Source organism: Streptomyces sp. NPDC002754, assembly GCF_053592315.1.
Genome location: NZ_JBSFVM010000007.1, coordinates 58418 through 71180, shown reverse-complemented (window position 1 = coordinate 71180; position 12763 = coordinate 58418). Strand labels below are relative to the sequence as shown.

8 protein-coding genes are annotated in these 12763 nt (G+C 70.6%); 2 read left to right on the top strand and 6 right to left on the bottom strand.

Annotation, left to right across the window (positions count from 1 at the left end):
- The first annotated feature begins 172 nt into the window (after nucleotides 1–172).
- Complete coding sequence (gene lexA / locus ACWD2L_RS17480) at nucleotides 173–958, top strand: transcriptional repressor LexA (protein WP_327661174.1); 786 nt, start codon at nucleotides 173–175, stop codon at nucleotides 956–958.
- Between the two features lie 101 nt (nucleotides 959–1059).
- Here lexA and ACWD2L_RS17475 read toward each other — a convergent pair whose 3' ends face one another.
- The 5 genes from ACWD2L_RS17475 to ACWD2L_RS17455 form a co-directional block, all read right to left on the bottom strand.
- The gene (locus ACWD2L_RS17475) at nucleotides 1060–3036 is read right to left on the bottom strand and encodes an ATP-dependent DNA helicase (protein ID WP_351333011.1); all 1977 of its coding nucleotides are present in this window, start codon (nucleotides 3034–3036) and stop codon (nucleotides 1060–1062) included.
- A gap of 40 nt (nucleotides 3037–3076) precedes the next feature.
- Nucleotides 3077–5011, bottom strand: coding sequence for an IucA/IucC family protein (locus ACWD2L_RS17470; RefSeq protein ID WP_351333009.1), 1935 nt, complete (start codon nucleotides 5009–5011; stop codon nucleotides 3077–3079).
- A 40-nt stretch (nucleotides 5012–5051) separates the two neighbouring features.
- The gene (locus ACWD2L_RS17465; protein WP_351333006.1) at nucleotides 5052–5915 is read right to left on the bottom strand and encodes a GNAT family N-acetyltransferase; all 864 of its coding nucleotides are present in this window, start codon (nucleotides 5913–5915) and stop codon (nucleotides 5052–5054) included.
- Nucleotides 5916–5930: 15 nt separating this feature from the next.
- Nucleotides 5931–7931, bottom strand: coding sequence for an IucA/IucC family protein (locus ACWD2L_RS17460; protein ID WP_451190050.1), 2001 nt, complete (start codon nucleotides 7929–7931; stop codon nucleotides 5931–5933).
- Between the two features lie 99 nt (nucleotides 7932–8030).
- Nucleotides 8031–9446 carry a diaminobutyrate--2-oxoglutarate transaminase family protein gene (locus tag ACWD2L_RS17455; protein WP_351333086.1) on the bottom strand — a complete coding sequence of 472 codons (1416 nt, stop codon included), beginning with the start codon at nucleotides 9444–9446 and terminating at the stop codon, nucleotides 8031–8033.
- Between the two features lie 462 nt (nucleotides 9447–9908).
- On the opposite strand from ACWD2L_RS17455, the gene ACWD2L_RS17450 reads away from it, so the two are divergent.
- Entirely contained in the window at nucleotides 9909–11132 is a 1224-nt protein-coding gene (locus ACWD2L_RS17450; RefSeq protein ID WP_351333003.1) for a trypsin-like serine peptidase, read from the top strand.
- A gap of 111 nt (nucleotides 11133–11243) precedes the next feature.
- On the opposite strand, the gene hflX is transcribed toward ACWD2L_RS17450, so the two are convergent.
- Nucleotides 11244–12752: a GTPase HflX gene (hflX, locus tag ACWD2L_RS17445; protein ID WP_351333000.1), complete on the bottom strand. Its 1509-nt coding sequence runs from the start codon at nucleotides 12750–12752 to the stop codon at nucleotides 11244–11246.
- Nucleotides 12753–12763: the final 11 nt, after the last annotated feature.

Here is a 12763-nt window from a genome sequence, read left to right as displayed (position 1 = left end):
GCGTACCGGATTGAGCTGAATTGCCGCCCCGCTTCGAGGTCGCCGTACACCCAGGTACATGATCACGACAAGCAATCGACGGTTTTTCACTCGAACGTGTGTTTGGCGCAACCTTTCGAAAGGAACTACCGTTGGCTAGCTAGGGAGACATTCTCGAGAGGGGCCTACCGACGTGACCACGACCGCAGACAGTGCCACCATCACTGCCCAGGGCCGCGCCCAGGGCCGACTCGAGCCGGTGCATGCCATGAATGACACAGCCATGAGTCAGGAGGGCCCCAAGCCGGGGCGCTCACTGCCCGGCCGGCCCCCAGGTATCCGCGCGGACAGCTCGGGGCTCACGGACCGGCAGCGCCGCGTCATCGAGGTCATCCGGGACTCGGTGCAGCGTCGGGGGTACCCGCCGTCCATGCGGGAGATCGGCCAGGCGGTCGGCCTGTCCAGCACATCGTCGGTCGCGCACCAGCTGATGGCGCTCGAGCGCAAGGGCTTCCTGCGCCGCGACCCGCACCGCCCGCGCGCGTACGAGGTCCGTGGTTCGGACCAGCCCAGCGCGCAGCCCACGGACACCGCGGGCAAGCCCGCGGCTTCGTATGTGCCCCTGGTGGGCCGGATCGCCGCCGGTGGTCCGATCCTCGCCGAGGAGTCGGTCGAGGACGTCTTCCCGCTGCCCCGGCAGCTCGTCGGTGACGGTGAGCTGTTCGTCCTGAAGGTCGTCGGCGACTCGATGATCGAGGCCGCGATCTGCGACGGGGACTGGGTCACGGTCCGCCGCCAGCCCGTCGCGGAGAACGGCGACATCGTCGCCGCGATGCTCGAGGGCGAGGCCACGGTCAAGCGCTTCAAGCGGGAGGACGGCCATGTCTGGCTCCTGCCGCACAACTCCGCGTACCAGCCGATCCCCGGTGACGAGGCGACGATCCTCGGCAAGGTGGTGGCCGTCCTGCGGCGCGTCTGACGCTCCTCCCTGACCGGGCCCCGGAACCAACTGCGCCGGTTCCGGGGCCCAGCGCTGTCCGCGCCAGGCTCCGTGCGTGCTCCGTGCGTGCGGGTCGGGTCCTATTCCGCTTCCGCCTTCTTCGCAGCCGCGTCGATCGACGAGAGCGAACGCCGCACCTGGTTCCGGTCCGTCGTGAACCAAAAGTCCGGCATCGAGGCCTTCAGATAGCTGCCATAGCGTGCCGTCGCCAGCCGGGGGTCCAGGACCGCGACCACGCCGCGATCGCCCATGGCCCGGATGAGGCGGCCCGCGCCCTGCGCCATCAGGAGCGCCGAGTGTGTCGCGGCCACAGCCATGAAGCCGTTGCCACCCGCTTCCTCTACGGCCTTCTGGCGCGCGCTCATCAGCGGGTCGTCCGGCCGCGGGAACGGGATCTTGTCCATCACGACCAGCTGGCAGTTCGGGCCCGGTACGTCCACGCCCTGCCACAGCGACAAGGTTCCGAACAGACAGGTCTCCGGGTCCGCCGCGAAGGCCTTGATCAGCTCCCCCAGGGTGTCCTCGCCCTGCAGCAGGATCGGGAACTCCGGAATCCGCGTCCGCAGTTCCTCGGCCGCCGCCTGCGCCGCCCGCATCGACGAGAAGAGGCCGAGCGTACGGCCGCCGGACGCCTGGATCAGCTCGCTCAACTCGTCCGTCATGTCCGTGCGCGTACCGTCACGCGTCGGCTTCGCCAGATGCTTGGCGACGTAGAGGATGCCCTGCTTGCGGTACTCGAACGGCGATCCGACGTCGATCCCCTTCCAGACCGGCAGGTCCTCGCCCTCGGTGCCTTCGGGGGCGAGGCCCATCGAGGCCCCCACCCCGTTGAAGTCGCCGCCGAGCTTCAGTGTCGCCGAGGTCAGGACGACAGAGCGGTCGCTGAAGAGTTTCTCCCGCAGGAGGCCGGACACCGACATGGGTGCGACGCGCAGGGAGGCTCCGAAGCGGTCGTGGCGCTCGTACCAGACGACGTCCCACTCCGAGCCGTTCGCGATCCGCTCCGCCACGTCGTGGATGTTCTCCACGGCGGCGAGGGCCTGCTTGCGGACGGCGTCCTCGTCCTGGACCGACTTGTCGCGCGTGGTGCCGATTGCGGTGATCACCGTACGGGCCGCGTCGCGCAGGGCCATGAGCGCGTAGCCGAGGTCCTCGGGGACTTCCTCGAGGCGGCCGGGCAGGGCGAGCTCCATGACCCGCTCGAAGCCTTCGGAGGCGGTCTGCAGCTGGTCCGCCGCCTTCTCGTTGACCAGCTTCGCCGCGCGTCTCACCGCCCGGGTGACCTGGCCGGGAGTCAGCTCCCCCGTCGCCACCCCGGTCACCCGCGAGACCAGTTCGTGCGCCTCGTCCACGATCAGCACCTCGTGCTGCGGCAAGACCGGCGCGCCCTCGATCGCGTCGATCGCGAGCAGCGCGTGGTTGGTCACGATGACGTCGGCGAGCTTGGCGCGCTCCCGTGACATCTCGGCGAAGCACTCCTGGCCGTAGGCGCACTTCGACGCTCCCAGGCACTCGCGCGAGGAGACCGAGACCTGCGACCAGGCCTTGTCCGAGACGCCGGGCGTGAGGTCGTCCCGGTCGCCCGTCTCCGTTTCGTCCGCCCAGTCCCGCATGCGCAGCAGGTCCTGGCCCAGTTTGCTGGTGGGCGCGGCCGCCTCGAACTGGTCGAAGAGGCCCCCTTCCTCCTCCTGAGGTACGCCCTCGTGGAGACGGTGCAGGCACAGATAGTTCGACCGGCCCTTGAGCATTGCGAAACTGGGGCGGCGCCGGAGCAGTGGGTGCAGCGACTCGACCGTGCGCGGCAGGTCCCGCTCCACGAGCTGGCGCTGCAGCGCCAGCGTGGCGGTCGCCACGACCACGCGCTCCCCGTGGGCCAGGGCCGGCACGAGGTAGCCCAGCGACTTACCTGTGCCGGTGCCCGCCTGGACAAGCAGATGGGAACCGTCGTCGATCGCCTCGGCGACGGTCTCGGCCATGGTCACCTGGCCAGGGCGCTCCGTGCCGCCGACAGCGGTGACGGCGGCGTGCAGGAGCTCGGGGAGTGAGGGCTTCGTCATAGCTCGACCACCCTAAACGGAGCCACTGACAATCCGGCGATCACGGCTGATGCAGCGGATTGGCAACGGTGCCGTGCACGGCCGCGTGCGGGCGGTCGGCGCGGTCGCGGTAGCCGTCGAGATGCAGCCGGTTGCGGTTGAGGCACAGGCGCTCGATCCGCGGAGTCAGCAGGTCGAACATCTCGTACCGCTCCTTGAGCTCCGGGAAGCGCGCGTGGTGGCGCAGGATCTCGGCGCGCACCAGGGACCAGAACTCGTCCTCGGGGAGCCCTAGTTGCTCCTCGTACAGCGGCGCCAGGTAGCGGAAGACGCCGACGAAGAGTCCCGAATGGATGAACTGGGTCAGGAACGCGGGGTCCTCGGTGAGCAGGACCTCGCGCACGTCGTCAGGCATGGAGTCGTGCTCGGGGAGCGCCTCCGAGCTGATGTTGACGTCGTCCACGAAGTCCTTGACCGCGAGCCGCACGGGCACGTCCTGGTCGTCGAAGACGACGATGGCGTTCTCCCCGTGCGGAGAGAAGACGGTCCCGTAGCGGTAGAGAAAGCGCAGCAGTGGGGGCAGCAGCGCGGCGAAGAGCCTACGGAGCCATGTCTTCGGGTCCAGGCCCGAGCGGGCGACGAGCTCCGCGACGAACGCGCGCCCTTCAGTGTCGATGTGCAACAGGGAGGCGAGCGTTCGGGCGCGCTCTCCAGGGGCGAGGTGCCGGGTGAGGGGCTCGCGCCAGATGGCGCCCAGCAATTCCTTGTACTGGTAGGGGACTTCGTCGAGCCCGTCGTACAGCGGGTGTTCCACGGTCACGGATGCGACCTCGCCCAGCAGGATGACACCGCATTCGTCGCGCAAGAAGGGGTCGGCATCGCGCAGTGCGTGCACCCATGTGGTGACGGCGGGCGCCGCCCAGGTGCGTTCCGTGGGAAGTCCGCGCCATACAAGGGTGTTGAGGATGGAGAGCGGCAGCTTCACGGTGTGCCGGTCGGGGCGAGCCGTGTTCAGGAACGTACGGATGGACTGCTGGGGCAGGCGCAGATCACCGTCCGTGGGGAGCGGAACGATGTCGTTCGTGGCGATGGACGGCGCGAAGAGCGGCAGCACGGTGTCGTCCCACTGCCAGGGGTGCACGGGGAGATAGAGATACGCCGCCGGGTCCAGTCCGCGCGACCGGAGCGCCTGCGCGAACAACGCCCGGGTCGGCCCGTCGAGTTCGCCGTCATAGAGGGAGGCGGGATCCTCCAGGCCCGCGACGCCTCGGTAGCTGGCGAGGGCAGTGTGCACCGCGAGCCACGGGAGGCGGGTGAGGCGACGCGACTCCGGTGCCCAGCGTGCGGTGTCGGTCGCGGAGAACCCCAGACGCCCCTTGTTCAGTACGAGCCAGGGGTGGCCGGTCTGGTGCCCCTCGAGCTCGGCGTATCCGAGGTCGGCCAGCTGCGACGCGGTGAGCGCCGTGTGGTCGAGGCGGGCGTCGGCGGCGAGGGTGACGGTGAGTTCGCGGATGAGATGGCCGAGGGTGCTGCCGTCGAGGCCGAGAGCGTGCTTGGCCCGCAGGAGGAAGGCGAGCGGGTCGGTGACGGGCTCGCGTCCGCCTTCGGCCGGAGCCGTTCCCGCTGTCCCGGTCGGCTCGCTTTCCGCATGCCCGGTCGGCCCGTCCTTGCCCGGCAGGCCGGCTTCCCACTCCAGGCTCGCCGGGTCGACCTGCCAACTGCCGTACGCGCCGCGGCGGGCGCGGAAATGGATGGTGCCGCCGGTCTCCCTCTCTTCGACCCCGGGGCCGCCGGGGAGCGGCAGGGCGTAGGGGCGGGGGTCGGGGCCGGCCGGGGTGAGGGCCGTCGGTCGCAGGATGTCCTCGTAGGCGAATTCGCCGATCAGCTTGGCCAGGAGCCGTGCGCCCGCCCTGCCCCAGTTCCCGGACGTGAGCTCGGGCGGGTCGTAGAGCTCGGCCGGCTCTTCGGAACTCGGGGCGACGGACGGATTCGGCACGGGGACTCCTCGGACGGGAACCGGATCGGGTCGAGGTTCGTTACAGAGAGTGATTGGCCTGGAGCACGTTGCGCAGGGCGCGGTCACGGACCATGAGCGCGGCCCTTTTGTCGGGGAGGTCCACCTCGGCGAAGAAGCGGAATCCCGCGCCCAGGAAGGCGGAGACGGAGGGGGTGTTGCGAAGGTCGGGTTCCGCGATGACGCGCGCGCAGCGCGGTCGATGGTCGAGTACGAGGTCGGCGACGGTTTTGAGCAGCGTGGTGCCGAGACCTCGTCCGCGGTCGGTGATGCCACCGATGAGGAGGTGGATTCCGGTGTCGTGCGGGCGGGCGGGGTAGTGGCGGGCCAGCGGGTCGAGGTCGGCGCGGTAGATCTCCCAGTAGCTCATGGGCGCGCCGTCGAGGACTCCGAGGCAGGGCACGCTGCGTCCGTCGCCGTCGAGTTGGGGGCCCAGGTGGTCCGCGGTGACGGTGTCGGGTCCCGCGAGCTCCCAGAAGGCGGCCACGGCGGGGTCGTTCATCCAGCGGCTGAGGAGTGCCAGGTCTCGCTCGACGCGCACCGGGACGAGCTGGAACACGCCTGAGGGAGTGGTGACCGGTCCCCACTCCCCCACGCCGTCCAGCAGGTCGTGCTCGGTCAGGGCCGTGGGGTCGGGGGCGAGCCGGTGCCCGCTGTCCTGCCCCGCGATGAGCGCGAGCAGTTCGTCGGGCAGGCGCAGGTCCAGGGTGTCCTGGAAATCGGCGCTGTCCGCACCGTCCGCGCTCCGCGTGTGCTCCGCGTTCTCGGCGCCCTCCGAACTCTCCGCGCTCCCTGCGCTCTCCGCCTGCTCCGCGGGTGGGGCGGGGGCGTGCGGGACGGCGGTGGGAGTGGTGTCGGCGTCGGTGCTCGCATCGGTGGGAGGCAAGGCGACGCTCCTCTCTCAGGTACGACGGGAATGAAAGGGGTTGGGGATGGTGACGTAGACGGACTGGGTGTCGACAGGTCCGACGAGTTCGTCGAGGCCGTGCAGCCGGGTGAGCATGTTGGCCTTGCAGCGCAGCGTGGGTGAGTCGAGCAGCAGGCTCGGCAGTGTGCTGCGTTGCCGGTTCGGACCGGTGGCGGCTTCGCCGAGGAAGCGGCGGAACTCGGCGATCAGCAGCTGCTCGTCGGCAAGCCGTTGGGAACCGAAGGCTCCGATCAGGCCGAGGACGTTGTTGATGGCGAGGTAGTAGGCGAATCGCTCGTCGGTGACGTCGTCGTCGACGAACGTGTCGCTGTGCGTGCCGATGCCGGGCAGGCGCCGGTCGAGTTCGGCGCGGCGGGACTCGCGGAAGTAGTAGCCCTGGTTGTCCCGGTAGCGCCCGCCGACGGGCCGGCCTTCGGCGTCCAGGAGCACCAGGGTGTTCTGCTGGTGGGCCTCCAGGGCGACGCCGGCTTCGCCGTCGAGCCAGAGCACGGGCCGTACGACGTGTTCCAGATACCGCAGGAACCACTCGGCGGAGACGGCTCCGCGGGCTCGTCCGGTGCGGGCCGCGAGCCGGGTCACGGTCTCGGCGAGGCGGGAGCTCATGGCCGGGTGGGCGCTGCCGTCGGCCGGGGCGTCGGCTGGGTCGGCGGTCGGGTCTGCGGTCGGGTCGGTGGTCGGCCTGGGCGAGACGAAGCCGGCGACGCACACCGCGTCGTCGTGAGAGCGGAAGGGGTTGGTGCGGATCATCACGTCAAGGCCGGGCACCGGTTCGCCGTCCGGGCCGTCGACGGCGAGCCAGGCCGGGTCGCGGACGACGTCGAAACCGGGGTGCGCGGCCTGCCACTGCTCGGCGAGACCGGCGCCGAGGAGTCGGTGGACCTCGACGCCCCGGTGGAGTTCCTTGCGGAGGTTCTCCCGGCGGGAGTTGGTGATGCGCAGGCCGAGGGAGAGCTTGAGCATGGCCGGCGCACCGGGCCGGTACAACGTGCGGACGGAGGAGGTGGGGAACCAGGGCTCACCGTGCGGGCCCAGGTCGCTCAGCAGTCCGGCGTCCAGGAGGGCGGCCGTGGCGGGGCGTTCACGCAGCTCGCGCAGCTGCCATGGGTGTACGGGCAGCGCGGCGTGCCCTGCGGGCAGTGGGAGTCCCGGTCCTGCCAGTTGGGAGGTGAGTTCGGCGGCGGTGCGGGCGATGTCTTGTTCGGTCCAGGCCGAGTCGTGGGCGAGCACGCCCGGGGACACGGCGATCCAGTGCAGGGGGAAGGAGCCACGCAACTCCGGTGAGTAGCGCCCCGCTTCGGCGTCGGACAGCCCCTCGCGGCTCTTCGGAGTCGGGTGCAGCGGGTGCCCGAGGAGCAGCGCCTGTTCTGCGGCGAGGAAGGGGTCGGCCTCGTCCGCGGGGCGGTGACGGCGGTCCGCGATGAACTCGGTGGTGCGGCGCAGGGAGTCGGCGACGCGGACTACCAGTTCACCACTGTCGCCCCCGGGGGCGGGGGCTCCCTGGGCGGGATCGCCGGAGTCGGCAGGGGCGTTGGCGTCGGCCTCGCCATGGGCCGACTCCCTGCTCAGGAGGGCGGCGAGGGCGACGGCGTCCACGCCGTTGGCGTGCGGCGGCGCGTTCTCCAGGGAGGGCAGGCCGAAGCGGTGCCAGCCGGAGGGCGACCAGTAGTGGACCGGGACGAGAAGGACGGTGCCGCTCGCGGGCAGCGGGACGCGGAGCGCACCCGAGGAAGGAGGAGCGATGTTGTTCTCACGCACCCAACAGCGCAGCAGGTTCTCGACCGCTGCCACCTGGGCGGCAGTCGCGGGGTCCGGGTGTTCCAGGAGGTCGACGGGGGTGCATGGACGCTCCGCGTCCTGGTCGCCGCCCTGCTGCCACGGGATCGAGTCACGCTCCTGGGCGCGCGGGGCTTGCGTGTCACAGGATCCGCCGGCGGTGGGACGGGAACGGCCGTCGGATGCGGGGGTGGCGTTCAACTGGCTTCCTTGCGTGGGGTGGTGGGCTCCGTGAGGCGGTGGTCCGGTGGGCCCGGCGTGTCACTGCCGTCGCTGGTGGTGGTGTGTCGTCGGGCGCTCCTACGACTCGTGACGGCGAGCGCGAGCGACGGCCGCCAGGGCGTCCGCGAGCCGGTCCACGATGGCTGCGGCCTGCTCGTCGGTGATGGTGAGGGGAGGAAGCAGGCGCACGACGCTGGAATGACGGCCGCCGAGTTCGACGATCAGGCCGCGGTGGAGGCAGGCATCGCGCACGGCTGCGGCGAGTTGGGGCGCGGCCGGGAGCGGGGCGGCGGACCCGGCAAGCAGGGGGTCGCCGGCGAGTTCCACGGTGGGAGCGGGAACGGCGCCTTCCGGGTCGACGAGCTCCATGCCGATCATCAGGCCACGCCCACGGACCTCGCCCACGCACGCGAACTCGTCGGACAGCTGCCGGAGTTGGTCGAGCATGCGGGCGCCAAGAGCGGCGGCACGCTCGGCGAGGCCGTTCTCGCGGACATACGCGAGGGTCGCGGCGCCCGCGGCCATGGCGAGCTGATTGCCGCGGAACGTACCGGCGTGCGCGCCCGGGGGCCAGACGTCGAGGTCGTCGCGGTAGACGATCACGGCGAGCGGCAGGCTGCCCCCAATGGCCTTGGACAGGACCATGACGTCGGGCACGACTCCGCTGTGCTCCACGGCCCAGAAGGCTCCGGTGCGGCCCACGCCGGTCTGTACCTCGTCGACGACCAGCGGGATCGAGCGGTGCTCGGTGACGGCTCGCATCCGGCGCAGCCAGGCGTCGGGGGCGGGGATGACACCACCCTCCCCCTGCACCGGTTCGAGGATCATGCCCGCCGGCTGCGGCACCCCGGACTTGGTGTCGTCGAGGAGCGATTCGGTCCAGCGGGCGGCGAGTTCGGCGCCGCGCGGGCCTCCGATGCCGAAGGGGCAGCGGTAGTCCTGCGGATACGGCAGGCGCGTGACGCGGACGTCCTGCGCCCCGCCGGACGCTTCGAGCGCCCCCGCGGTCATGCCGTGATAGGCGCCCGCGAAGGAGAGCAGGCCCGAGCGTCCGGTGGCGGTGCGGACCAGTTTCAGCGCCGCCTCGACGGCGTCGGTGCCCGCGGGACCGCAGAACTGGACGCGGGCCCGGTCGGCAAGACCCTGCGGCAGCGTGCGGAACAACTCGGTGGTGAACGCGTCCTTGACCGGAGTGGCCAGGTCGAGGACGTGCAGCGGTGCACCCGAGTCGAGCACCTTGCGGATGGCCTCGAGCACCACCGGGTGGTTGTGGCCGAGCGCGAGCGTCCCCGCGCCGGACAGGCAGTCCAGATAGCGCCGGCCGTCGGCGCCCTCGATGGTGAGCCCGCGCGCCCGCACCGGCACGATCGGCAGGGCGCGCGCGTAGGTGCGCGCCGCGGACTCCCGCGCGCACTGGCGGCGCAGGATCCCCTCGTGCGCGACGGTGTCGCGGACAGGGTCCCTCTCGGCCTCCCCGTCATACGGGGCCGGCACCGCCACGGTCTCAGGATCGGTCACAGGCACAGGATCGGTCACCGCCACGGCTGTTGGTCCTCCCGCTGGATATACGGCCGAAAAGGCCCCTCGACTCACCGAACGGCGGGGTGAGTCGGCGCGCGCTGAACGCCGGCCTCGGTTCCCCCGTACGTACCAACGACGGGGCGGGCGGAGGAACACGGCTCGTACGGGACTGATGAACAGACCTTTGCCGGGCGCCCGCGGCACCCAATGGGCCGTCGCAGCCGCCCCTCGTTCATCGCGGGCCCGAGGCGAGCCATGCTCCAACGATCCGTACCGGCCGGAAGATCCCTCCGTGACGGAACCGTTGCTGTTCCGTCGGCCGACCCCGGCGGCACCGGCATAGGGTGGTGTGCCGTTCGGAGGCGAGGTTTCGACTCGACTCCACCGCACACGTACGGCAGTTCAACCCTTTCGAAGCCCAGGGGGATTCACGACATGCGACCCATACGCCCGCAGTTCGCCGCGCGCCGCACTCGAGGCGCGCGAAGCAGAACGTTCCCCGTAGCGGCGGCGGTCGCGCTCGGCACTGTGGTCGCTCTGACCGCCACGGCGTGCGGCTCGAGCGAGGACGACGCGAACGACAAGCCGACCGCCTCGGCATCCGCGGGCGATGGCAAGTTCAAGATCCCGGACGATATTCAGGATCGGCTGAAGGAACACGGGATCGACCCGGACAAGTGGAAGGACGGCGAGTGGAAGAACTGGGACAAGGACCAGTGGCTGCGTGAGGCGCAGGACTTCGTCAACCCGATCATCGACGGGCTGTGGGACAGCAACCGGATGCGGGACGCCGACAAGCCCACCGGAGGCGAGGTCGACGAGAACGACCTCTCCGGCGACCAGGGTGTGACGGACCCGGAGCCGAGGCCGGTGGCGGCTGCGGGCGTCTCCACTCCGTACCACGCGAACGCCCCGTACGCGGGCAAGCTGTTCTTCGACGGCCCCAAGGGTTCGATGGTCTGCTCGGCGACCGTGGTCACCGACCCGGCGCACCCCGGCAGGTCCAACATGCTCTGGACGGCCGGCCACTGTGTGCACGCCGGCAAGAACGGCGGCTGGTACCGCAACATCGCGTTCGTGCCCTCGTACAACGACAGCGGCAAGTCCGCGCAGGAGCTGCAGAACGCGCCCAGGAACGAGGTGGCGCCGTACGGCGTGTGGTGGGGCGACGCGGCGCTGACGTCCGACCAGTGGATCGCGCAGGGCGGCCCGAGCGGCGGGGCGGGCGCCTCGTACGACTTCGCTGTGATCCATGTGACGCCGGAGAAGGGCGGCACCACCAAGTCGCTTGAGGAGACGGTGGGTTCGGCGCTTCCGGTGAACTTCAACGCGCCGGCGGTGCCGAAGGTCTCGCAGTTGACCGCGAAGGGCTACCCGGCGGCGGCGCCGTTCGACGGGCAGAAGCTGTACCAGTGTGCGGCCAGGCCGGGCCGTCTTTCGCTGAACGACGCGGACCCGACGATGTACCGCATCGGCTGCACGATGACGGGCGGTTCTTCCGGCGGCGGCTGGGTCGGCCAGGGCTCCGACGGCAAGCCAGCCCTGGTGTCCAACACCTCGATCGGCCCGGTGACGGCGGGCTGGCTCGCGGGCCCGCGGCTCGGCAAGGAGGCCAAGGGGATCTACGACTCGGTGAGCAAGAAGTTCGCCGGGCAGTAAGCACGCGCCGCGCAGGCGGCCGGTCTCTGGCTGAGCCCCTCTCCGGTCGACCGGAGAGGGGCTCAGCCATGTTCAGTACTTCAGGTGCTTCACGTACTTCGGTACGAGCCGTCAGCCCGCGACCGCCGCCGGAACGTACGGCGCGAATTCCGCTGCGAGTTCCTCGTGCACGCGCGCCTTCAGGAGCGTGCCCTCCGGGGTGTGCTCCTCGGAGATCACCTCGCCGTCGGCGTGTGCCCGCGCGACCAGCTGGCCGTGTGTGTACGGCACGAGCACCTCGATCTCGACAGCGGGGCGCGGCAGTTCGGCGTCGATGAGCTCGAGCAGCTCCTCGATGCCCTGGCCCGTACGGGCCGAGACGGCGATCGCACGCTTCTCCACGCGCAGCAGCCGCTGCAGCACCAACGGGTCGGCCGCGTCCGCCTTGTTGATCACCACGATCTCGGGCACGTTCGTCGCCCCGACGTCGCGGATGACCTCACGTACGGAGGCGAGTTGCTCCTCAGGCACCGGGTGCGAACCGTCGACCACATGCACGATCAGGTCGGAGTCACCGACCTCCTCCATGGTCGAGCGGAACGCCTCGACGAGGTGGTGCGGCAGGTGCCGTACGAAACCGACCGTGTCGGCCAGTGTGTACAGCCGACCGCTCGGGGTCTCCGCGCGGCGCACGGTCGGGTCCAGAGTGGCGAACAGCGAGTTCTCCACCAGCACGCCCGCGCCCGTGAGGCGGTTGAGGAGCGAGGACTTGCCGGCATTGGTGTATCCGGCGATGGCCACCGAAGGCACCTTGTGCCTGCGCCGCTCCTGGCGCTTGATGTCGCGGCCGGTCTTCATCTCCGCGATCTCACGGCGCATCTTCGCCATCTTCTCGCGGATCCGGCGCCGGTCCGTCTCGATCTTGGTCTCACCGGGACCACGCGTGGCCATGCCGCCGCCCGAGGAGCCGGAGCCACCGCCACCCATCTGCCGGGAGAGCGACTGACCCCAGCCGCGCAGCCGCGGCAGCATGTACTGCATCTGCGCGAGCGCGACCTGCGCCTTGCCCTCTCGGGACTTGGCGTGCTGGGCGAAGATGTCGAGGATCAGAGCGGTCCTGTCGACCACCTTGACCTTGACGACGTCCTCGAGGTGGATGAGCTGGCCGGGGCTGAGCTCACCGTCGCACACGACGGTGTCCGCTCCGGTCTCGAGCACGATGTCCCGCAGCTCCTGGGCCTTGCCCGAGCCGATGAACGTCGCCGCGTCCGGCTTGTCCCTGCGCTGCGTGACGCCGTCGAGCACGAGCGCGCCCGCGGTCTCGGCGAGGGCGGCGAGCTCCGCGAGGGAGTTGTCCGCGTCCTGAACCGTTCCCGACGTCCAGACGCCGACGAGGACGACGCGCTCCAGGCGGAGCTGTCGGTACTCGACCTCGGTGACGTCCTCGAGCTCGGTGGAGAGGCCCGCGACGCGGCGCAGAGCCGCGCGCTCGGAACGGTCGAACTGCTGGCCGTCCCGCTCACCGTCGATCTCGTGACTCCAGGCGACGTCCTCTTCCATCAGGGCATCGGCCCGAAGGCTCTCGGTGTGGTTCTGCACCATGTTCTGCGCGTCCTGGGAAGGGGAAGAAGAGGAGGTCATTTGGTCCTTAC